Source organism: Marininema mesophilum (assembly GCF_900106775.1).
Lineage (GTDB): Bacteria > Bacillota > Bacilli > Thermoactinomycetales > DSM-45169 > Marininema > Marininema mesophilum.
In genome coordinates this window covers 45,422-68,609 of record NZ_FNNQ01000016.1, presented here as the reverse complement: position 1 = coordinate 68,609, position 23,188 = coordinate 45,422, and the positions used below count along the sequence as shown (strand labels likewise).

22 protein-coding genes are annotated in these 23,188 nt (G+C 45.5%); 7 read left to right on the top strand and 15 right to left on the bottom strand.

Going from position 1 to position 23,188, the window contains the following annotated elements; all coding sequences use genetic code 11:
- Positions 1-81: 81 nt before the first annotated feature.
- Positions 82-1,872, top strand: coding sequence for an MAC/perforin domain-containing protein (locus tag BLV90_RS13930; RefSeq protein WP_091742335.1), 1,791 nt, complete (start codon positions 82-84; stop codon positions 1,870-1,872).
- A gap of 185 nt (positions 1,873-2,057) precedes the next feature.
- Here the strand turns inward: BLV90_RS13930 and BLV90_RS13925 are convergent, their stop codons facing one another.
- The 11 genes from BLV90_RS13925 to BLV90_RS13875 form a co-directional block, all read right to left on the bottom strand.
- On the bottom strand, positions 2,058-2,876 hold the full coding sequence (locus BLV90_RS13925; protein ID WP_177168082.1) for an MBL fold metallo-hydrolase: 819 nt from the start codon (positions 2,874-2,876) through the stop codon (positions 2,058-2,060).
- A gap of 412 nt (positions 2,877-3,288) precedes the next feature.
- Positions 3,289-4,578 carry a dihydrolipoamide acetyltransferase family protein gene (locus BLV90_RS13920; protein WP_091742329.1) on the bottom strand — a complete coding sequence of 430 codons (1,290 nt, stop codon included), beginning with the start codon at positions 4,576-4,578 and terminating at the stop codon, positions 3,289-3,291.
- Between the two features lie 15 nt (positions 4,579-4,593).
- Entirely contained in the window at positions 4,594-5,571 is a 978-nt protein-coding gene (locus BLV90_RS13915) for an alpha-ketoacid dehydrogenase subunit beta (protein ID WP_091742326.1), read from the bottom strand.
- Positions 5,564-6,640, bottom strand: coding sequence for a pyruvate dehydrogenase (acetyl-transferring) E1 component subunit alpha (gene pdhA, locus BLV90_RS13910; protein WP_245726366.1), 1,077 nt, complete (start codon positions 6,638-6,640; stop codon positions 5,564-5,566). Before pdhA ends, BLV90_RS13915 begins: the two co-directional genes overlap by 8 nt.
- A 13-nt stretch (positions 6,641-6,653) precedes the next feature.
- The gene (locus BLV90_RS13905) at positions 6,654-7,829 is read right to left on the bottom strand and encodes a Leu/Phe/Val dehydrogenase (protein WP_218142308.1); all 1,176 of its coding nucleotides are present in this window, start codon (positions 7,827-7,829) and stop codon (positions 6,654-6,656) included.
- A 95-nt stretch (positions 7,830-7,924) separates the two neighbouring features.
- Complete coding sequence (locus BLV90_RS13900; RefSeq protein ID WP_091742323.1) at positions 7,925-8,725, bottom strand: enoyl-CoA hydratase-related protein; 801 nt, start codon at positions 8,723-8,725, stop codon at positions 7,925-7,927.
- Between the two features lie 17 nt (positions 8,726-8,742).
- Complete coding sequence (locus BLV90_RS13895) at positions 8,743-9,516, bottom strand: enoyl-CoA hydratase-related protein (RefSeq protein ID WP_091742320.1); 774 nt, start codon at positions 9,514-9,516, stop codon at positions 8,743-8,745.
- Positions 9,517-9,694: 178 nt separating this feature from the next.
- The gene (locus BLV90_RS13890; protein ID WP_091742317.1) at positions 9,695-9,943 is read right to left on the bottom strand and encodes an AbrB/MazE/SpoVT family DNA-binding domain-containing protein; all 249 of its coding nucleotides are present in this window, start codon (positions 9,941-9,943) and stop codon (positions 9,695-9,697) included.
- Positions 9,944-10,026: 83 nt separating this feature from the next.
- Entirely contained in the window at positions 10,027-11,181 is a 1,155-nt protein-coding gene (locus tag BLV90_RS13885; protein WP_091742314.1) for an anti-sigma factor domain-containing protein, read from the bottom strand.
- A gap of 1 nt (position 11,182) precedes the next feature.
- The gene (locus BLV90_RS13880) at positions 11,183-11,938 is read right to left on the bottom strand and encodes a sigma factor (RefSeq protein WP_091742311.1); all 756 of its coding nucleotides are present in this window, start codon (positions 11,936-11,938) and stop codon (positions 11,183-11,185) included.
- A gap of 332 nt (positions 11,939-12,270) precedes the next feature.
- Positions 12,271-14,211, bottom strand: coding sequence for an AMP-binding protein (locus tag BLV90_RS13875; protein WP_091742308.1), 1,941 nt, complete (start codon positions 14,209-14,211; stop codon positions 12,271-12,273).
- Positions 14,212-14,425: 214 nt separating this feature from the next.
- Between BLV90_RS13875 and BLV90_RS13870 the strand changes: the two genes are divergently transcribed.
- On the top strand, positions 14,426-15,124 hold the full coding sequence (locus BLV90_RS13870; protein WP_091742305.1) for a peptidase E: 699 nt from the start codon (positions 14,426-14,428) through the stop codon (positions 15,122-15,124).
- A gap of 64 nt (positions 15,125-15,188) precedes the next feature.
- Positions 15,189-15,917: an alpha/beta hydrolase gene (locus BLV90_RS13865; protein ID WP_091742302.1), complete on the top strand. Its 729-nt coding sequence runs from the start codon at positions 15,189-15,191 to the stop codon at positions 15,915-15,917.
- A gap of 60 nt (positions 15,918-15,977) precedes the next feature.
- Here the strand turns inward: BLV90_RS13865 and BLV90_RS13860 are convergent, their stop codons facing one another.
- The 3 genes from BLV90_RS13860 to BLV90_RS13850 all read right to left on the bottom strand — a co-directional run bounded on the left by BLV90_RS13860 (position 15,978) and on the right by BLV90_RS13850 (position 18,228).
- Positions 15,978-16,694 (bottom strand): Gmad2 immunoglobulin-like domain-containing protein, encoded by a 717-nt coding sequence (locus BLV90_RS13860; RefSeq protein WP_091742299.1) that lies wholly within the window; start codon positions 16,692-16,694, stop codon positions 15,978-15,980.
- A 339-nt stretch (positions 16,695-17,033) separates the two neighbouring features.
- A complete protein-coding gene (locus BLV90_RS13855; RefSeq protein WP_091742296.1) occupies positions 17,034-17,696 on the bottom strand; it encodes an AIM24 family protein in 663 nt (220 codons plus the stop codon).
- 91 nt (positions 17,697-17,787) lie between these two features.
- The gene (locus tag BLV90_RS13850; RefSeq protein WP_091742293.1) at positions 17,788-18,228 is read right to left on the bottom strand and encodes a BrxA/BrxB family bacilliredoxin; all 441 of its coding nucleotides are present in this window, start codon (positions 18,226-18,228) and stop codon (positions 17,788-17,790) included.
- A gap of 108 nt (positions 18,229-18,336) precedes the next feature.
- On the opposite strand from BLV90_RS13850, the gene BLV90_RS13845 reads away from it, so the two are divergent.
- From BLV90_RS13845 to BLV90_RS13830, 4 genes are all read left to right on the top strand, one after another.
- Complete coding sequence (locus BLV90_RS13845) at positions 18,337-19,065, top strand: arylamine N-acetyltransferase family protein (protein ID WP_177168081.1); 729 nt, start codon at positions 18,337-18,339, stop codon at positions 19,063-19,065.
- A gap of 121 nt (positions 19,066-19,186) precedes the next feature.
- Positions 19,187-19,486, top strand: coding sequence for a cytochrome C oxidase subunit IV family protein (locus BLV90_RS13840; protein ID WP_091742284.1), 300 nt, complete (start codon positions 19,187-19,189; stop codon positions 19,484-19,486).
- A 146-nt stretch (positions 19,487-19,632) separates the two neighbouring features.
- Positions 19,633-21,582, top strand: a complete 1,950-nt coding sequence (gene ptsG / locus BLV90_RS13835) for a glucose-specific PTS transporter subunit IIBC (RefSeq protein ID WP_091742281.1) — start codon at positions 19,633-19,635, stop codon at positions 21,580-21,582.
- A 120-nt stretch (positions 21,583-21,702) separates the two neighbouring features.
- Entirely contained in the window at positions 21,703-22,416 is a 714-nt protein-coding gene (locus tag BLV90_RS13830; RefSeq protein WP_091742279.1) for an MBL fold metallo-hydrolase, read from the top strand.
- A 28-nt stretch (positions 22,417-22,444) separates the two neighbouring features.
- On the opposite strand, the gene BLV90_RS13825 is transcribed toward BLV90_RS13830, so the two are convergent.
- On the bottom strand, positions 22,445-22,855 hold the full coding sequence (locus BLV90_RS13825; RefSeq protein ID WP_245726365.1) for a CHRD domain-containing protein: 411 nt from the start codon (positions 22,853-22,855) through the stop codon (positions 22,445-22,447).
- Positions 22,856-23,188: the final 333 nt, after the last annotated feature.

Sequence of the window (23,188 nt, the reverse complement as noted above, 5' to 3'; positions counted from 1 at the left end):
CTTTCCGGAACACTTGTTGCCGTAGTCCAGCAATTCTTCTCATGAAGCTTTTTTACAATCACCCGAGTAGGAGGGAAGAACATGTGCGCGTTATTACAAACTACTGAGGTTGTCCAAGGTAGTACAACGTTTTTGGGGTTTGGGTTTAATCTACAAGGAGCACTCAATATTACTTCTGCACTAAATCCCATTTTTGATCCCGCAAAAGCCGCTACGAAAGAATATGAATTTCGTCGGCAGGCACCGGATGTCAGCACCACCTTTCTGATTCCCGAATATGCTATACCGAATTCCTGTGCCGAAAAGCGGTCCACGTATACCAATTTGGCTGAGGCCACTACACGGACCGAAACACAACAGCGGATTTCTGCAGGAGCAGGGATCCCTTCTCAAGGGTTCCTCGCACCAAAGGCATTCTCTGGGGACTTTAATCTTAATTACGAGGAAACCCATGAAATGACCCAGGAATATTTTTATTGCTTTTACCTCAGTCATTTGGTGACAGGAACCATCTGTCTCTCCACTTCTTCTACGTCGGATCCGTTTTTAAGTGATGCTTTTAAAAGCGATGTCGAAAATCTTCCAGCTACCTTTGAAGAGAATAATCCCAGCAATGAAAGCGCATGGTTTACTTTTTTTCAAAAGTATGGCGGCTATTTTGTATCCGAATTACTTTATGGCGGAGTTATTCGATACTATAACGCGGTCTCGACGGTGAATAAACTTGATCGGACTAAAATTAAAACCAGCTTTGGGATCAATGTTGAAGGTCTAGGCGGCGGTAATATTGGCACTGATATAACTGAAGAGTATAAAATGTATCTACAAAATAGCGTATATCAATTTTCCACCAAAGGAGGAAACAAAACTCTCAATTTTGACCCGCTGATTGCAGACGACGAAGCCGGAAAACAAGCGTTTATGGAAATAGCTGCGTGGCAAGAAACAGTTCCTACGGTTCCCAATAATAATATCGATGTTCGATTAAAAGCAATCGCAGATCTTTCCTTTGTTATAACCAGGGGAAAAAACGGAGCCATGAACTCTGCCTTTGAACACTATGTGAATGTACTGTCCCCTACCATCCAGGTGAATCTTCAACGATCCGAGCAGCAAGAAACTATGATAGGTCCTCCTCCCGGTCCTCCCGTCACGCTCAATAAGCCGAGCATAACTTTAGCAGGGCAAAGTGTTAACGTCCTAAAAGAACCGGTTACTCAAATGTTGCCTAGGCAGTGTGCACCTTTAAATATGGGTTTTCAGGTAGTGATACTTGATACCGCTACAATCCCCGCTAAAGAAAGTGTAATTTGGAATAAGTACTATCCACTTAATTTTTCTACAGATTCCCCTAATTGTATAGCAGAAGGAACTGCCGATCCCCTATTTATTAATAGAGCCATTGATGCATTGAACTTGTATGGCGATTTCGTCAATGATTATAGGAATAGTGAAAATAAATTAAATCTACCTGAAAATCTTTTCATATTTAGTACGTATAATATACCGAGTAGTTTTTCTCCCGACTTCAATATGAACACGATATTACTAGGAAATGGCGCATCTACATATGGCCCCCCATATGTAGAAGGAACCGTTGGTACCTATCAGAACTGGACCAGTTCTCCACGGTCAGAAGGTAAGCGGGATGGCGCTACCGTAACTTTGAATATAAATAAACCTTCTACCTATACATTGATTGGTCGTGTAACTGGCTCTAATACGGGTGCCGAGGTATTTGGATATATTGACCCTGCTAATAACACAACTATAGGTTCGATACTTGAGGTCGCCATTTTTAAAAAGAATTTAAATGATACGGCTCCATCTATTGCCTTAAATCAAGCTGCTGTGAGCACTCCACCCGCTTGATCTTACCCCTGTCAAGTAGACATATAAAAGCAATGACATTAGCAACCTTAGTTCGGTACTCAACCGGACTAAGGTTATTTAGCTTCCTCCCATGAAAAATCCCTCCAAGTAAACTGTAGTGTACTTCTTACACACTGTCTACTCAAAGGGGATCATATCAAAAAGGGGACCCATTTTTTTCACTATTATCTTTTATCATCGCGAATAATCGAACGAATCAAGTGAACAGGGGAAAGCTCTCCACAAGAGAAGAGTACAGCCCCTAAGCGGCGGTCCAATAATCGAGAGGCGATTTGCAAAGGATTCATACCCTGATGGCTTAATCGCAGCGTCTCATCTCGCAGCCATTCTAAAAAAACGAGTTTCTTTTCTAATCCTTGACGCCCCTCCACAACAATTCCCGCATGAGAACAAAATATCGTATCCACAGGTAATGCCAATAAAGACTGAATGGACTGAATCATCGTATGGATCGACTCACTCTTTAATCCATATTGAAGATGAGGAGCCAGATAAAGATCACCGGTAAAGGCCCATCCCTTTTCTTCCACCACCCATGCAATATGGTCATCTGCATGACCTGGAGTAGCAAGAGAGCGCAGGAAAAAGTGTTCAGTCTCAATCGAATCCGCCACCCATCCTCGCACCTTATCCATCTGGCCCCATACTAAATTCCGATATTTTGGAATTTTATAGGGATCAGCTAAGATCTCAGCGGTTTTTGCTCCCATATAGAGCGGTAACCCCTGCTCTCGCGTCAACCATCCCGCATTGCCACTGTGGTCCTCGTGGTGATGGGTCAATGTTACCGAACCCGGACGGCGGTCCTTCACAAACTCCTCCACTGCACAACGTGCCCGAATCGGGCCTGTTTCAATGAGAAGTCCATCCAGCTCATAGACCCAGATATGAAAATTTTGTCCCCAGCAGGTAAGCCGACAATGGAGGGCATAAACCTCTCCGTGTTGATGTCGTGCGGTATAGATTGCGCTTTTTTTTCTCATATTCCCACCTGGTGATTGAATGTTCATTCATAATTCTATCATATGCAATGAACTCCCGCACAGTCTATTAACAGATTTTTTTATTTTGCAATCTTTTTACTATATACTACTGCCCTTAGCCACTATGGTAAAGTATAAAATAGTACATCTTTACAAATAAATCCTCCTTTTCTAATCAACCTATTTATCTTTCTTCAATTCCTTACGCTGATTAGATAGTACCAGCAATCCATATCCGATAATACCAATGATCAAAAAGCCCATTCCTCTGTGCTGTTTACTCCCCATTGGAAAGCAAGAGAATGTATGGCTCTTCAGGGACATTATTTTCCACCACAATCGAAAACCATCGTAGACAATAAAAAAAGCCCAGCTATCCCTTGCGGGTATCGGGGCTTCTCTCTATGCTCACTTACGCCAATTCCAACAACAATTTCCCAGGGTCTACTAAGTATCCCCCCAGCGTCTGTGTAAAACGTATCGCATCGGCTCCGTCGACAACTGAGTGATCAAAGGATAGCGAGACATTCATCCGCCAACCCTTTGAAAGTTCACCTTCCACTATCACAGGACGCTCTTCTACAGGGTGAACAGCTAGGATACCTACCTCAGGAGGATTAATGATGGGCGTTGCCCACTTGCCTCCAAGGGAACCTGCATTGCTAACGGTAAAAGTGCTCCCCTTTAGCTCACTAGCCACGATCTTTCCTTCCCTTGCACGCCGGGTCAAATCTGCTAGCGCCTCAGCAATTCGAAGGATACTTTTTCCCTCTACATGCCGAAGCACGGGGACGATCAATCCACGTGGCGTATCTGTAGCAATCCCTAAATGGACACCGCGATATCGACGCACTGTATGGCTTTCTTCTATAAAATGCGTGTTAAATATAGGATGATGATGGAGACTTTGAGCGACGGCCTTTATGATGATTGGAAGGAAACCAACCTTAGTTCCCTCCTCTTTCAGCCGCCTTCTCCAAGTAACTAAGCCTTCTGCATGAAGTTCATCAAAATGGGTAGCATGGGGTTTTTGGGTGACGGACATTCGAAGTCGCTCAGCAATGATCTGACGGGTTCGAGATAAGGGTTCATCTTGAAATTCATCTTCCTCAACGACCGCTTGTCTCTCTTTTACGGGAATCTCTGGTCGATTCGAGAGAAAGGAAATGTCCAAATCCTTTTGAGAAGTCGTTGAGGCATCCGCAAATTGCTGGACATCCTCCTTCATGACCCTTTCCTGAGGCCCAGTCCCTGTCACTAATCTGATATCCACACAAAGCTCTCGCGCTAGGCGGCGTGTAGATGGCGCCGCAAGTACTCTTTTTCGTGTCTTAGTAGCAACCTCACTATCCGTCACCGATGGCAATGCGGCAACGGCTGTAGCGACAAAGCGCCCTTCACCGGATTGAGTGCTAAATCCCATCTCTTCATCTTGATTCTCCACCTGTGCTTTGGCCTTTCCTTCACTCTTTCCAATCACCAGTAGAATTTCACCTACAGGTACCGTCTCCCCCTCTTGCCAATGAATCGCCTCCACACATCCTGCAGAAGGGGAGGGGAGTTCGACCACGGCTTTATCCGTCTGCACCTCAACAACCGCTTGATCCTCCTCTACCTCTTCCCCCTCCTTCACCAACCAACGAAGGACCTCTGCTTCTGCTACACCTTCTCCGACATCTGGCAGATAAAATTCGAAACTCATCTGCGGCCGCCCTCCCTAAAAGGTCATCACACGATCCAGTGCCTTTCCAATTCGTTCAAGTCCTGGGCGAAAATGATCCTCCAAAGCAAACATCGGTACAGGTACATCGTAACCTGTCACTCGCTCCACTGGGGCTTCTAACCAAAGAAAAGCCTGCTCATTGATAAGCGCAACGATTTCCGCTCCGAGTCCTCCTGTACGAGGAGCCTCATGAACGATTACAGCCCGTCCTGTTTTTTTCACTGATTGAATAATCGTCTCCTCATCGAAGGGATATAAGCTACGCAAATCGATAAGATCACAGGTAATTCCTTTATCTGCCCAAGTAGCGACGGCTTTTTCGGCGACAGGTACCATCGCTCCCCAGGTGAGTACCGTCACATCATCCCCTTCCTGGACAATGCGGGCTTTTCCAATCGGTACCTGAAACCAATCCCGTGGTACTTCCTGACGAATCGAGCGATATATTTTCATCGGCTCAAGATAGATTACGGGATCTGGATCTTGAATCGCGGCCAGAAGAAGTCCCTTTGCATCATAAGGGGTAGAAGGTGCCACGACTTTTAGTCCAGGTGTGTGCACAAAAAGTGCTTCTGTTGAGTCAGAGTGAAGCTCTGGAGCACGAATTCCCCCTCCATAGGGAACACGGATGACTAGAGAAGCTGGGTACTCTCCCTGGGTTCGCGTGCGCAAGCGTGCCACATGGGTAACAATTTGCTCAAAGGCTGGATAGATAAAGCCCATAAATTGAATCTCTGCAACTGGATTTAATCCATTGACCGCCATGCCAATGGCAGCCCCTATAATTCCCGCCTCAGCCAACGGGGTATCGATCACTCGCTCATCGCCAAATTGCTCCCATAATCCTTCAGTCGCTCGGAAAACACCTCCATTTTTTCCTACATCCTCTCCCAAAACCACCACAGTAGGATCTATTTCTAAGGCCGTTCGTAAGCCATCGTTTATTCCTTGCACTAAGGTAAGCTCAGCCATTCTCACCGGCTCCTTCCCATTCCGTGCGCTGACGACGAAGAGATGTAGGCAGTTCATCATAAACATGGTCAAAGAGATGGGTAGGAGGTGGCGCAGGCATCGCTTCTGCTTCTTTTACGGCTTGATCGATTTGTTCACGACACTGGCCTTCCCAGGACATTTTTTTCTCATCATCGAGGAGCCCTTCCGAATATAAAAGCTGTTCATAGCGGGCAAGGGGATCCTTCCCTTCTACCCATTCATCCACCTCCGCTTTCTCACGATAACGACTCGCATCATCCGCGGTTGTATGAGATCCTTTGCGATAGGTGACCGCCTCGATTAAAGTAGCCCCTTCACCAGCACGAGCTCGCTTGACAGCTTCTCGAGTCGCCTGATAAGAAGCCAGAACATCGTTCCCATCGATCTTAACACCCTTCATTCCATAAGCTGCCGCTCGTTCAGCTACGGTTGGAACAGCAGACTGCCGCGAAAAGGGGACACTGATTGCATATCCATTATTCTGACAAAAAAAGATGGCAGGAAGTGTAAAGACGCCAGAAAAATTAAGTGCTTCATGAAAATCTCCCTCTGATGTCGCTCCATCTCCAAAATAGGCGACCGCGACAGAGGATTCCTTTTTTAATTTTGCAGCCCAAGCCGCTCCCATAGCCTGGGGTATTTGGGTGGCAATGGGAACATAGGGCGGTAAAATCCGGACACCCTTAGGAGTCCGGTTCCCTTCTACACGCCCCATCCAATAGAGCAGGATATGGGTAAGAGGAAGTCCCGCAAGCATTGCTACCCCGTGTTCGCGATAACTAGGAAAGATCCAATCCTCAGCGGACAATGCGAGAGCGCTTCCCACCTGAGCAGCCTCCTGCCCCTCCAAAGGGGCATACGTACCAATACGCCCCTGCCGCTGAAGGATCACCGAGCGGCGATCAAAGTGGCGCACCATGACCATCCATTGATAAAAGGCGAGTTTTTTCTCCTCAGATAGATCCTCCCACAAGTCATTCCCCTCTAGCGACAACGTACCATCTGGTTTTAGATAGGGAGGATCCATTTGTGCTATCGATTGAACCACTCATCATCCCTCCTCAGCTCCAACCTGTAACCCCACTTAGTAAAATTCGTTTCAAGTCTGCCACTTGATGTAAACGCTCCAGCACAAGTTGGTCAGCAGCTCGACAAGTGGGCAGGTCTTTTTCGCTAGATAATTGATAGATTTTGAGTAGCATATCGTAGATTTCTTGGGTCTTCTCCATCACCCGTTCATGCCGATACCCCTTTAGCTCATCAGCTACCTGGATTAGACCACCGGCATTCACTAGATAGTCTGGTGCATAGAGAATTCCATGTTGGTGGAGTACATCTCCATGCCAATCTTCCGCAAGTTGATTATTCGCTGAACCCACAATCGCGCGACAATCCAGCTCAGGAAGAGTGCGCTCATTGACCACGCCTCCCACTGCACAGGGTGCAAAAATATCACAGGATTGTTGATGAATCGTCGCTACATCCACCGCTTGCACGTAACCTGTGTATTGCTCTTGCAGCGCCTTTGCCCGTTCCGCATGGATGTCAGCAACCAATACCTGTGCACCCTGCTCAACCAATTGTGAAACCAATCGGCCACCTACTTTGCCAGTACCCTGAATCGCAATGATTCTTCCCTTTAAACTATCGCTCCCCCACAAATGCAACGCGGTGGCGCGAAAGCCTTGCATCACGCCAAAGGCGGTAGGGATTGCCGTATCCCCACTACCCCCATGACTGACTGGTAACCCAACGAAGGACTCGGATTCTCTAGCGGCATGGACAAAATCCTCAGGCATTGTACCCATATCTGTCCCTGTAAAAAACCGTCCATTTAATCCTCCAACGAAACGACCCAACACGCGGAACATCTCTGGGCTTTTATCCGTTTCTGGTTCCCCGATGATGACTGCCTTCCCTCCACCAAAATCAACATCCGCTAATCCACATTTATAGGTCATTCCCTTAGACAAACGTAGTACATCATCAAGGGCTTCCTGGGTTGTCTCGTAGGGAACCATCCGACACCCCCCCAGAGCAGGACCCATCGTTGTATCGTGGATGGCAATAATCGATTTCAACCCACTGGTTTTGTGCCGGCAAAAGATTACTTGCTCATGACCAGAATCTTCCATGAGACGGAACACATCTTCCATCATCACGCCCCTACTGGATTGCTTTTCAGCTTTTATAACCTTCGCACTCTCCCGGAGCTGTCCATCGTTTAAGACCTTCATCGGCCACCATCCCTATCCTGAGAAGTTGCGAAGCACCTACCCAAGTAAAGCGATAATGTTCATTAAAAATCACGACCGGAAGTTATTTGATCCGATTATTCACCACGATAGCGCGGTGGACGCTTCTCCAAAAAGGAAGTGATTCCTTCGTGGAAATCCTTCGTTTTCCCTGCAATTTCTTGCACCTGTGCCTCATACTCCAAGGCACCTGCTACATCGGTATCCAAGGCTTTATAAAGCGCACGCTTGGTTAAACCAATCGCACGGGTCGGTCCTTGGGCAAGTTGCTTCGCAAAGGCAAGCGTTTCTTCTAATAGACGATCATGAGGAACAAGCTTATTTGCTAAACCAATCTGCACAGCTTCCTCAGCCCCAACATTCCGGCCTGTCATCGCCAATTCCATCGCGCGACCTACACCAACTAATCGCGACAGGAACCAGCTAGACCCACTATCTGGAGCAAGACCTATCCGAACAAAGGCCTCTACGAACTTCCCTCGATCCGAGATAAAGCGCATATCACATGCAAGGGCAAGACTACATCCTGCTCCTGCTGCTGCCCCGTTCACTGCAGCAATAATTGGCTTTTCCATCTCAGTCATCGCTAGGATTAATGGGTTATATCGCTTACGCACACTATCTCCTAGAGAAGGAACCTCTCCCTGAACCGCGGAACGATCACTGAGATCTTGCCCAGAACAAAAGGCTTTACCAGCACCAGTGATAATCACTGCACGAACCTCAGGATCCTTCCCGACATCCTTCAATGCTGCCAACAGGTCGATATTTAGTTGCGTGTTGAAAGCATTGAACAAATGAGGACGGTTGAGCGTAATGATCCCAACACCATCTTCCTTTAATAATGTGACGGTTTGTTCTACCTGGGTATTTTCCATTAAAATTCCTCCTTTTTTTACTTCCCTTGAAAATTGGGCCGACGCTTCTCTACAAAGGCTTGCATCCCTTCTTTTTGATCCTCTGTTGAAAAGAGAAGGTAGAATAGTTTTTGTTCGTAATCGAGCCCCTCTGCAATCGTCGTATCAAAGGAATTTAAGACAGATTCCTTAGCCAACTGAACAGCAACAGGAGCCTTCCTAGCCACTAGTTGACACAATTTCATTGCCTCAAGTTCCACATTCTCCGCTGGTACCACGCTGTTAACCAACCCAACAGAAAAAGCTTCTTGAGCGGTTATCGCACGACCGGTCAATACCATCTCCATCGCTCTGGCTTTTCCTACGGCGCGTGTGAGTCGTTGTGTCCCACCTGCACCAGGAATAATCCCCAGATCGATCTCTGGTTGGCCGAAACGCGCGTTCTCTGCTGCCACGATCATATCGCAAGCCATTGCTAGTTCGCATCCTCCACCAAAGGCATACCCTACAACCGCTGCCACAATCGGTTTTTTAATGCGACGAAGACGATCCCAATCAGCAAACTGGTTTGATAGCATCAGCTCAGCAGAGGTAGCTGTCGCCATCTCACCAATATCCGCTCCTGCTGCAAAAACCCGATTTCCACCTGTAAGCAAGATGCATCGAATGGTTGGATCCTGATCCATATCTTCTAAAGTCTGAACCAATTCAGAAATCAAGCCTGTATTCAAGGCATTCAGTACTTTCGGACGATATAAAAGAATTCGTCCGACCTCCCCATCACGGCTAACCTGTATATATTGATACTCCACAAAAATTCCCCCTCTCCCATAATAAAAGTAACCGCTTACAAGATATTGGCGCCTTAGTTATCTGTCTGTTTAAGACTACGGTTACTATTTTATCAAAACAAGCGCTTGTTTGTCAGCTACCCTGCTTTCGTCGATGCCTGAACAAAAACAAAAAAAAGAGCCCTTGCGGGCTGTCTCGTTAAGAAACGTGAACATTGGTTTCCTGAAGACAAGATTCACACACGATTTTCGACTTAAAGTAGAAAAGTTGATCAGCAGACTCGCAAAAAATACAACTCGGGTTATATTTTTGCAGGACAATCGAATCATTATGAACGAAAATCTCCACCCCATCATGCGGATGAATATTCATCGTATCTCTCAATTCCTTCGGTAAAACCACGCGTCCTAGGTGATCAACTTTACGTACAATACCAATCCCTTTCATCTATACATCCCCCATCTTTCGTAAGTTGGTTAGACAACGGGAGAGTCGGCATACCAATCACGGAGGAGGTGGTCTTTTTATTTTTATGGAGTAGAACCATTACTTTCGGTATTTGGTGAAGGTGATTGGGAGGAATCGTCCCCACCGCTACTGGCTGAATCGCCAGTATCTGCGGGGGGCTTCTCCTCTGTCCCACCATCACCATCCGGGGATGATGGTGGTGGTTCGGTTACAGCTGGTGGTTTGGGTTCTGGTGGTGGTGGTTCTGGAATACTCACAGGTTCCTTTAGCGGGAGAGAAGGGGTCTGTGAAGACCTATCCTGATTATCCCTATCTTTTTTATTGGGTGGGTTCTCCTTTGTGGTTCCTGTGCTACCCGTATTTTTATCTTGCACTCCACGATTGGTTGAACCGCTGGAGTCACCATAATTCTGCTTCTGATCTTCTTCTATCCAGGTGGTCCAGTCTTGGTCGGATGGTGGATTGCGCAAGACCGGGGAAAGGTCTACCTTCTTCATCAAGTCTGAGATCGACATGGTAGATAATTCTTCGATCGAGAGCTTTTCTCCATTGCGTCGTGCTACAAGTCCCACAGCATATTTCGCTGGAGAGATCCCTTTCGTCTCTGCTTCTCTCTTCAACTTATCAGGAAGAGGAAGTGTGTATAAGTCAAGGCGTGTATCACTCAGTTCTGGAGTATCCTTTACTTCCTGCTCGATCATCGCCAGTAATTTCTTGGATGTTGGTTGTTTTTCCTTCTCGACTTGGGAAATGAGTACTCGTTCCTTTTTATCGAGATACCGGGCCTTCTTTGCTCGACTGAGGACATTAACCACGACATCCTTCACCTCGGCCCCTTTCCATTCCATCCCTTTCACCAGATGCTTTGCTGAAGAATTGAGGGCCCGGAGCTTAACAACCTCGCGATCTTTATCCAAAGCAAGTTCCAAGCTCGGATTCAAATCAATATAGACATAACTTGAAGCGTGGGCTTCATCCGTTGCCCATTGAGGCATCAGGAGAGTAAATATCATCACTGCTACTGCCGTTAACCCACTAGTGATCCAAGCTGGTCTGCCAAATCTTGCGGCTAAGCTTCGCTTGCTCTTCAATTGAAAGTGAATCTCATCCCCCAGATCCAAGTTCTTATCTTGGCGTGGTACCGTAAGAAATTGTCCATCTGGCGTCATCACCACACAATCCTTTGACCCGATTTCCATGACTATTCCCCTCTGCACATCAACCACCTCCCTTCACATGCGATGGAATATCGAGATATTGCCGCAATAGGGGCAAATCCTCGACGAAAACAAGGACTAGCGCGGTTAAAAACATGCGATGTCTTTTTAATGTCCGTGGATGACAACCCACTCGTTCCGCAAAATCTTTCCCTGTCTTCTTTTTGTTCATAAATACCTCATAAAGCTCTGCATCTGCAACAATTCTCTTTGCCACACTTAACATGTCACGGCGGGTATCATTATGCTTGGGAGAAGACTTAACCAAGTCAGTTAGCTTTATTTCATAGCGTTCGAGAAACTGCGAAAACTGAACAACTTCCAAGCGAGTCATATTCCGTCTCTCATCTTCTCTATATTGGTCAACAGAATGTTTTACTACTTCTGGACTGATCGATTCGCTCTCTGTTGTTCCACTATGTGCTATGGCTAACTGCTGAGTATGCTTTTTCTCCCGCCTGTAAAAATCCGTTAAGCGCCGCTGTATGACCATGTAAGAAAAAGAAAGGAAGGTAGATTGTCGCCCCTCTTCAAAACGTGTAATCGCCTCATCAAAACCTGATAATGCGATCGAATACTCATCATCCTGGACCGTAATCTGTCTGTGACAGATGCGGGAAGCAATTTTAGTGACGTATAAACTGTACTCACTTAATAAACTTTCCCGCTCCCCCGATGATGGATCGGATTGAGCTAACAGCACACGTTTTTCTATCATTTCTCTATGTTGGTCTCGATCACCGTCCCCCGGATGCAATGCCGACACCTCTCCCTACTCTATAATTCGTAGCACCTACGTTTTTTCTGTCCGTTATTTAGAAAGAACTTTTTCTTGGTAGACAACCTATGTGGTCATGATATCCACCGATAAAACCATGACTTATGAAGATGTAAGATAATTAATAATAAGGATAAATTTTGCAAATTATTTACTTTCTTAATCCCAGGGCAGGGAAGCCTATCCTCTTATTATAAGTCGCAAATAAATCAATAGAAAGGATTTCCTAAGAAAAAAAGCCCCCATCCTTTTGGATACAGGCTTTTACAATTAAAGTAAATGGTATAAGTAAATTATTGACCTGGATTCCATCAGGTAGATCCCTTTTCTCTACGCAATTCCTCCAATGCAGCTGGGTTTTCCAGTGCCGATAGATCCCCAGCATCTTGACCCGTATAAGCCGATTTGATGACCCGACGTAGGATTTTCCCATTTCGTGTCTTAGGTAACTCCGAGACAAAATGGATTTCCCGTGGTCGTAAGGCCTTACCCAAATGTTCACCAACCAACATGACTAATTCACTTTTCAACTCTTCATTCCCTGTAACTCCCGGCTTTAAAACAGCAAAACAGACTGCTGCCTCTCCTTTCACAGCATCAGGAACGCCAATCGTGGCTGCTTCTATAACTGAGGGATGGCCCACAAGAACAGATTCCATCTCAGCTGGACCTAACCGTTTCCCTGCAATTTTTAATGTATCATCCGAGCGACCCGTGATGTACCAGAAGCCCCCGTCTTCTGCATGCACCCAGTCTCCATGAACCCAGATTCCCTCCCAGCGACTCCAATACGCTTTTTCATATCGCTTTGGATCTTTCCAGAATCCTTGCGTCATTCCTACCCAGGGTTGTTTCATCACAAGTTCACCTACTTTACCACGAACCGGTTGCCCTTGTTCATCCACAACCTCTGCATCCATTCCTGGCATGGGTCCACTAAAGGAACATGGAGCGATGGGCTTCATCAAATTACTAAACAAAATTCCTCCCGAAATCTCTGTGCCACCTGAGTAGTTACAAATCGGGACTCGTCCTTTACCAACACGATCAAATAACCAATACCAAGGCTCTGGATTCCAAGGTTCCCCCGTAGAAGCAAACACTTTTAATGAGGATTGATCGTGCTTTTCTACCCACTCTTCGCCAAACTTCATTAATGTACGAATCACAGTCGGCGAAATACCTAAGTGACTGATACGATGCTTCTCTACCAACTCCCATAGTCGGTCGGGTTGTGGATAGTCCGGCGTCCCTTCGAAAAGAACCATAGTACTTCCGTTGAGGAGGGCTCCAAATACCATCCACGGTCCCATCATCCAGCCCATATCCGTCATCCAAAAAAGGGTATCCTCTTGGCGCAAATCCATCCCATATCCAGCGTCAAAAGCCGCTTTGATCGGAAAGCCTGCATGAACATGAACCGTACCCTTTGGTCGTCCTGTTGTACCGGAGGTGTAGATGATCATAAAAGGAGTATTTGCATTCGTTTTCACACTTGAAAGCGCTTTCTTATTCCGGCCCAATTCAGCCCATTCGATATCCCTTTCATGGGAAGGGACATCTCTTCCTATACGACGGACGACAATCACTTTCTCTACACTTGGGGAAAGCTCAGCAGCCCGATCAGCCTCTTCCTTCATTTTCACCACTTTACCACGACGCCAAAAACCATCCGCCGTAATGAGTAACTTTGCCTCACAATCCCTCAGGCGGGTAGCCACCGCTTCCGCTCCATAGCCAGAGAAACAAGGCGTAAATATTGCACCGATCCGTGCTATTGCTAGCATCGCAATCACATTTTCTACTACCATTGGCAAATAGATAGCAATCCGATCCCCAGGCATTACACCGATATCGATAAGACCCTGGGCAAAACCTGCTACTTCTTCCCGAAGTTCATGGTAGGTCCACCGCTGAACATCCCCACCATCCCCCTCGGTGATGATGGCCAACCGATTCTGGGAGTGTGGGTCATCTGCCCAACGGTCGAGGCAATTGGTTGCCACATTCATCTTGCCATCCACAAACCACTGAGGCCAGGCAGCCCCTTTAGAAAGATCTAGCACCTTCGAGTAGGGTTGATCCCACTTCAAATGGAGATCCTTCACCACTTCATCCCAAAACCAAGCAGGATCCTCTACTGAACGTTGATATAATTCATCATAGTCTGTTATTTCATTTTTCGTCATTAATCGGTGCATTCGCATCTTGTGGATTTGTTCATCCTCAGGAAACCACGCTACTTTATGCATCGGCCCACCCCGTTTAACTGAAGTTTCATCTACCTCTTCTATTTTAATTGGCCTACTCGCTTAGGTCAAAACGTTACACTGATCGAGAACCTATATAAGCGTGATTCCAGTAATGAGCTTACTTCTTTTCACATTAGCTATTCAACCTACTATTCTATGATATTGATTAAATAGTATACTTATTTTATTTAAATCAATTGAGGAGGAAATAACTATGCAAAGGAAATTAATATTGATTGGTGGTGGATGGTTGGAAAGTGGCAGCACCAAAGCAATCGATTCCTATGCTGTTAAACTAACGAATAAAAAATCCCCACTCGCCTTGTTTATTCCTACAGCCAGTGGGGATGAAGAAGAATATATCACAAGTTTTCATAACCTATATGGCGCAAAATTGGGTTGTCATACAGAAGTACTGCGCTCTTCTGACATTGCTGATCGAGAATATTCGCTACGGAAGACGATCTTAGACGCTGATTTACTTTACCTTGGTGGGGGTAACTATATCAAGATGCTGGCCTTTTGGCAGAAACATCGGGTGGATTCACTGATCCAGGAAGCGTGGAAAAAAGGGAAAGTCATCGTTGGTATCAGCGCAGGAGCCATATGTTGGTTTGAGAAGGGATTGCGTTCAAATTATGAGCATGAGGGAGAATATATCCTTAGCGAGGGCTGGGGAATAATCCCTACAACTATTTGTCCTCATTTTAACCAAACAGATCGAAGACAGGCCTTTCTCTCCCTTTCAAAAATGGGGACAGAAGGACTCGCCTTAGAAGACGATTGTGGATTGGCGATTATCGATGATCAATTTCAGCTTCTAACAAGGAGTGACACCAAAGGAGCTTGGTATATAAAACATGGAGCCATTTATTCTATGCCATCAAAGGGCTGCGTAGGAGGTTGGATATAGTAGTACTAGACTATGGAATGGGGTACAATAAGGAACACAGAAAGAAAAGGACGGTGTGCTGGTGATGGATAAGCGATATCTAAAACGAACCATATTAAAAAGAGAAGTGGAGAGCCAGCACCTGGGTGAAACAAGACCCTTTCAGGTCTATCTCCCTCCAGAACACGATGAAAGTGAATCCTACCCTGTTCTGTATCTGCAGGATGGCGATGATTACTTCAATTTGGGACGTCTAGCTACCCAAGCAAATCAACTGATCCTGGATAATGAGATTCACCCCTTTGTTGCAGTTGCCCTTCCAGTAGATAAAGCAAAGCGCACCTCGGAGTATGCTCCCATCGGCGAACGCTTTGATAGATACCTACAATTTTTCGCAGAGGAGCTAATACCTGCTGTAGAAGAGAATTTCCCTGTCTCTACCCACCCCGATGAGCGGGTTCTTGGCGGTTCTTCCCTTGGCGGCACCGTTTCTTTACATCTAGCACTACAATATCCGCAAAAATTCCAACGCATCCTCTCCCAATCAGGTGCTTTTTTAGAGCAAACCTTGGATAAGATTGGCCAATCAGGTTCCCTCGGTTACCTAGAGATCTATCAAACGATCGGGAAGTCGGAAACGGCTGTCCCTACCCATTTAGGAAACCTTGATCTACTTGCCCGTAACCGTGAGGTTCACCGTGCTCTCTCGGAAAGAGATGCAGATGTGGAGTACTCTGAGCAAGAAGGGGATCACACCTGGGGATTTTGGCAACGAGACTTGCCTATTGCGTTGAAATTTTTCTTTGAAAAGTAACTATAAACAACACCCCGGTCCAATTGGATCGGGGTGTTGTTTGCACTTCTATTCGAATTGTCACTTCGTCCAGGGTAATTGATCCAAGGGCGTTAAATAACCGTGAATCGGTTGACCATCTTTAGGGCTTTTTTCATACAACTCCAACATCAATGTACCATTGACTGGGACATCACTCAGTGGGATGCTCACACTTTTACTGAACTTGCCCCATTTCGGTGCGTCAGCAGAAGCCTTCCCGCTCCCTACCGCTACATAGTCATGACCATCACCGATAACATAGTGGTACACACCTTTTGATACTTGAGCTTCTCCCTTAAATGAATACTTTACCTTCGGATCAGCAATCGATATATCTTTAAAGGAGATGTTCTTCCCACTAAATTTTCCTTTTTTCAAAGGAAAAACGATTTTATTTATCTCGGAACCATCTTTCGCGGACTCTTCGTATAACTCAACCTTCAAGGTCTTCTTTAACGCAGAGGCGCTTTTGGGCAATTTGATAACCTGCTTAAAATCCCCCCAGTTTGGTGCACCCGTGGAAGCTATTCCAAACCCTTTGCTAACTGTTTTACTTCCATCTTTCACACGAAAACTATAGGTAGCTTCCCAAACGCTCGCCTTTCCGCTAACTACATACTCCACCGATGGACTTCCTTTAGTCACCTTACGAAAAGCACTCGTATCCTTTGCTGAAGCTCCGTTGACTCCAAAAGTCAAGCCCACTACAGCTACCATCATCAGAGCCAACATCCCAACACGAAAAAAACGAACCATTGATTAGCCTCCTCCAATATCTTGGCATGATTTACCGATCAGAAAATTCTCTGTCGATTCATCACAACAATAACAATTCAAATATATCAAGTTTTTCAGCAAAATAAAAGGACACTTTTTTTTATAATAACCATTTTTGAAGGGTCTCTTATCCCTACTTTTTAGGGGATGTTATAAGCAACAGGTTTTGATATAGTAACGTGTGAGCGTTGCCCATCCCGCTGGTATCAGGCATCAAATTAAAAATAAAATACGAAGGGATGAGATTAAATGATATCCATATCATTTCTCAAGCCTTCGTATTTTATATTTTAGCAAGCCGCAATATCCTTTGGAATTTTACTCTTCACTACCGAAAGAATGTAATTCAGCAGGTTGAATAAGGACTTTACCTGCTCCGTTAAAGGAAAGTTGGAAGGTTTCTCCCGAAGACTTGCCGATTAGGGTTTTTAAGTTAATATCCGTCTTCATTTTTGGAGAGAGATTATCCGTCCAGCCAATGACTGCGTTGGGGTCCACTATGACCGGGGAATCGAGCGCGATGGGGGTACCGTGTGAACTGATGGCAACATAACCATGTCCAGATAATTGACAAGTAAACATGCCCCCTGAGGCAATTCCAGCACCGCGCAGCACAGAAATATTCCACTCAATCGTATTTTCAAAGGCAAGGAGATGGCGTCCTTCTATAAATAAGGATTCTCCATTCAATTTTAAGATGGTTACATCAGCGGCATTGTCCGCTAAGAAAAGATCACCGGTTCCTTCTGCTTTCATCAGTGGAAAGCCTTCACCAGTTAATTTCTTCTTAATCCATTTTCCGATCCCACCTGATGTACTGGTAAAGGAGATATCTCCTTGATAAGCGATCATACTACCCGCTCGACAGTATACGGAGTCGGTCACATGAATTTTCAATGCACGAGAGTTTTGTAGTACAAAAGACTCTGTAGCAGATACTTCTTCTGCTTTTTCCAATAAGTTATTCAAACTTTCTGCCATAGGGGCCTCCTTAAAAAATATTTAAGAAATCGCAGCCTCATTTGTTAATATTTTTGGCAGGTTAAGACGGTCGATCTATCATTTGTACAAATTAGCAATATTTTTCGTATGCACTAGTCAGGTTAGCGGAAATTTCCTCCAAGCTACGCCCTTCAATTTCATGGCGTTGCACCATGTGTACCAATTGTCCCTCTTTCAATAGTGCAAAAGAAGGGGAGGAAGGCTGGTAACCTGTAAAGTATTCCCGTGCTTTTTCAGTCGCCTCACGATCTTGTCCTGCAAAAACAGTGTACAAATGATCTGGTTTTTTCTCAGCTTCCAAGGAGTGAGCTACAGCTGGACGAGCCAAACCAGCAGCACAGCCACATACGGAGTTAACAACTACAAGGGTCAATCCCTTAGCTCCTTCACCTTCTATTGCTTCTGTAACTTCTTCAGGGGTCGTTAATTCCTTTACACCAATTTGAGTTAATTCGTCTCGCATGGGTTGCACCATCATTTGCATCTGTTGAATATAAAAATCCTGAGCCATTGGAATCCCTCCTTCAATTTTAATTGTAACCTATCAGGAAACCCTGCGTCTACTTTACAAAACGGATCCTAACCATACTAATACACCATACAAAAAGGAGGCACCCTCGTGGACGCAAAAACATATCTTGCCAGAATCGGCGCCCCAAGGGTAACGTCTTCTGACTTACCTACCCTCACAAAACTGATCCAACACCACCTCTACACCGTTCCCTTTGAAAACATCGATATTCATGAGGGAAAGCCCATTCACTTGCACCCAGACGAAATTGCTCAAAAGATCATTAACCATCGACGGGGTGGTTTCTGCTATGAGTTAAATAGTGCATTTGCTAATCTCCTCAAAGAACTGGGCTATCAAGTCTCACTCCTTTCCGGACGAGTCCGTACATCAACTGACCATATGGCCCTTCTTGTTCGGTTAGATCAGGACTACCTAGTGGATGTTGGATTTGGAGACAGCTTTCGCTATCCTCTCCCCATCTCTGGTGCGAAGCGAAAGGATGTTAGTGGCTGGTACCGAATTCGGCTTCGTACTCATCCCAATATTTATGCTCTAGAAAAGCGTAAAGGGCGACGTTGGTTACCAGAATATCTTTTTACAACGCAAGAACGACGGCTCGAGGAATTTGAAGGAATGTGCATCCATCAGCAAACCTCTCCAACCTCGATTTTCCGGCAAAAATTCCTATGTACTATCGCTACTCCCGGGGGACGACTTACCGTTTCTGATCATCACTTTACCATTACAGAACGAGGTAAGGTGCAAAAGATACCAATTAATTCCATTGAGAAGAGACGAGACATTATCCAATACTGGTTTCGCATGAACTATTAAACTGTTGATTCTTAAAAGCCCAGGTCATCCACCTGGGCTTTTAAGTTTCTCCTCTTGCATAATTCCAGGTGCTAGAGCACATCCTCGAAACAATGAGATTTTTAATAAAGGGGGAGATTTTGTGACCCAATCTAATCAACATAAACAACATCGTCCACGAGAAACAGCAGGTAGACATCTGATTTCCTTTGGTTGGATGCTTCTCTTTACTGCGGTTTCTTTTGCCTTGGTCAGCCTCGAACGATTTTCTCCCCGTGTTACCTTTGCGCTGATACTCGTCCTTGCTTTCATCCAGTTTCTTATTCAGTTGGTCTCTTTTATGCATCTGGATCGACGGCAACAACTTACCATTCTCTTCTTGACTAGTGGGATCGGCTTTAGTATCATCATCGCCGTTGGTATGTGGTGGTTAAAGGGGTAGTTAAATTTTACTAGTTATTTTATTTTCTATTCCCGTTCCTCCCACACAAAAAACGGGTATATACTCCTCGCTATCTAAAGTACGCCGCAGGATAGCAGAGGCGTTGCCTAACCACTTCTTCATTACATCTCTAGGAGGAGATCACCTTGTTGAAGCGAACCTTTGGAAATCTACAACAGATCGGCCGTTCTTTGATGTTACCAGTGGCTATTTTACCAGCTGCTGGTCTATTGCTAGGGATTGGTAATGCCGCCGAAATCCCCTTGATGAAAGAAGCCGGAGGAATCATTTTTGCAAATCTTGCACTCATATTTGCTATCGGAGTTGCGGTAGGGCTAGCCGACAACGAAGGGAGTGCAGGGGTAGCTGCGGTTATCGGCTTTTTGATCATGTCGCAAACCATGGGGATATTGGCTCAAGGAACAGATGTGAAGACAGATATGGTACTTGGTATTAAAACCGTTAACATGGGAGTATTTGGTGGTGTTCTCATAGGCTGGGTCGCTGCCATGCTACATCGACGGTTTCACAATATTGAACTCCCCCAAGTACTTGGCTTTTTCAGTGGACGCCGGTTTGTCCCAATCGTAACCGCTATCACGGCCTTTTTACTTGGTATTATCTTTTTCTATGTATGGCCACCTATCCAGGGCGTCATCGATTCCTTCTCGGTCGTCGTCACTCAGCAAAATACAGCCCTGGCTGCTTTTGTCTTTGGCGTAATCGAACGATCCTTGATTCCCTTTGGTCTACACCATATCTTTTATGCTCCCTTCTGGTATGAATTGGGCACCTTTAAAACTGCCGCAGGTGACATCATAAAGGGAGATCAGGCACGCTTCTTTGCTGGGGATCCAACTGCGGGTACCTTCCTTGGCGGGAAATTTCCCTTCATGATGTTTGGACTCCCCGCTGCAGCATTGGCAATTTATCAGGAGGCACGTCCTGAGAAGAAAAAGCTTATCGGTGGTATCATGCTCTCTGCCGCTCTTACCAGCTTTCTTACCGGGATCACTGAACCCATCGAATTCAGCTTCCTCTTTGTTGCTCCGGTGCTTTTTGCGATTCATGCGGTTTTTGCAGGGATCTCCTTTATGGTGTTGGATCTGCTTGGTGTCAAAGCCGGGCTTACCTTTTCCGGAGGGGTCATCGATTATTTCCTCTTCTTTAAACAGGACACACGTCCCTTACTTATCATTCCAGTAGGTATTGCCTTTGCAGTTATTTACTACTTCGGTTTCCGTTTCGCCATCCGTAAATTTAATCTAAAAACCCCTGGTCGCGAGGATGATACCGAGGAGGAGGTAGATCACGACGACAAAAAAACCTCCTCGAATGGGCTCGCATATGAGGTGCTCGATGCTTTTGGCGGAAAGGATAACCTGGATAAATTGGATGCCTGTATCACACGTCTGCGTATTCAAGTAAATGATGCGGATAAGGTAAATAAAGATCGTTTAAAACGCCTTGGCGCAAGTGGTGTCTTGGTATACGGTACAAATGTACAAGCTATCTTCGGCACCCAATCAGATGCCCTCAAAGAACAGATGAAAAGCATTATGCGTGGAGAATCTCCGCAAGAAGTGAAAATGAGTTCAAAAGGAGATGATCCTGTGGTAAAGGTTACAGATGGTCGTGATGAAATCGCTGCTCCCATGAATGGAAAGATACTCTCCATCTCCGATGTCCCCGATGAAGTTTTTGCTGGCAAGATGATGGGGGATGGATTTGCCATTGAACCTACCGATGGTACAGTCGTCTCCCCAGTGGATGGAAAAATCGTGAATGTCTTCCCCACCAAACATGCCATTGGAATCCAAGCAGATAATGGTATGGAAATCCTTCTCCATGTGGGAATCGATACCGTCCAATTGGATGGTGAAGGGTTTGAACTCTTTGTGAAACAGGACGACCATGTCACGAAAGGGCAAAAGCTACTCACCGTCGACCTCGATATCATTAAAAACAAAGCCAAGTCGATAATCACCCCGGTTGTGGTTACCAATATGACTGAGGGAGAAAAGCTGGAAATTCTCCGTGAAGGGGACACTATTCAACAAGGTGAGACAGGGATTATTGCCATTCAATCCTCATAAAGAAGGAATCAAAAGATCGGCATTTGCCGGTCTTTTTTTATGTAATACTTGCAAAAACTAACAGGATTAGTTTCAATAAAGCTAATCCTGTTATTTAATTCTTGAAATGGAGGGTAACCCATGCGTATCCAGCGTGAGATGTCTGTGATTCAACTAACCTTTCTTCCTCGGCTATTCCCAGTGAACTGTTATCTTGTCGAAGAAGAGGATGGCTTGACTCTGATCGATACGGCACTCCCTTACAGTGCAAAGGGTATTCTCAAAGCAGCAAAACAGATGGGTAAATCAATTTTACGGATCTGCTTAACCCATGCCCACTCAGACCACGTTGGTTCACTTGATACACTAAAAAAAGCGCTCCCTCACGCACCAGTCTATATCTCCCATCGAGAAGCCCGTCTCCTCTCTGGTGATCGCACACTGGATGAAGATGAGCCAAAAACACCCATCCAAGGTGGGTTCACTACCTTAACAACTACACCAGACATCCTTTTACAGGAAGGAACACGTATTGGCTCTTTACTCGCCATTGCTACCCCGGGCCATACACCTGGTTCCATGGCCTTTATCGATACCCGCAATGATGCCATGATTGTCGGAGATGCTTTTCATACTCGGGGTGGAATGGCTGTCTCCGGTACACTTCGGCCACTCTTTCCCTTCCCAGCCCTTGCCACATGGAATAAAGAGAAGGCAGTGGAAAGTGCACGTCATATTCGTGAATGTACACCCTCCCTTCTTGCATCAGGACATGGTCAGATGTTGAAACAACCACTCGTCGCCATCGATCACGCCATTAGCCAAGCAACCGCCCACCTTCCCTTTACTTATTAAAAAAGAGGAGTCCCTATATCTCCTTGATTTATTTTATCAATCTACGTACTTGCCCCCGGATGACACCATTCGGAAAACGCTCGTTGTGTACATTCGCATAGATGTTACCCTGGCGAATTTGAGTGATCAAGTCGGCAATGGTTTTGTTTTTAAGGGGACCGACTAGGTCAGCACTTCGAATAGTACCTGTGATGGTACCTTCAGGAGTACTAATCCCTGGAGTAGTGGGTCCAAAAAGAAACGCCACAACAGGTCCATTTTCGCCTCGAGGTGCTAGATGAAGGTGGGCTTGGGTGAGCTTTTTAATGTTAAACACCCTTAGTCGATAGCAAATGAGAGTCTCGCTTTGATTTACCTTCAGATTGAGCACTCCAGTAGTCTTGGTCTTAACAGGAGGAACTTCCTCTCTGCCTACTAAATTAGCGGTAAACCTACTCATTATCATCATCCTTAAAAAGATATTTGTGATGAAATACTCTATTCTATGAATTTTTCTTTTGAAACGGCACAAATGGAAAACTACACAAAAATCACCCTCTATCTCCCAAGGACAGGCAAGAGCTATATGGAAAAAGGAAGGGCAGGAATAAAAAATATCGGATTTCTACGCACAGAGAGACCAAGGAGATACTCTCCTTTGGTCTCTCTTTTAGTAAGAATATGGGTATTAAAATGTAAAAATAAGGGGTGACCGATCTGTACCCTATAAATAAGAGAAAGCACCTCTTTCTCAACGAAAGGGTACTTTCTCCACACTTTGACCGTCACCAAT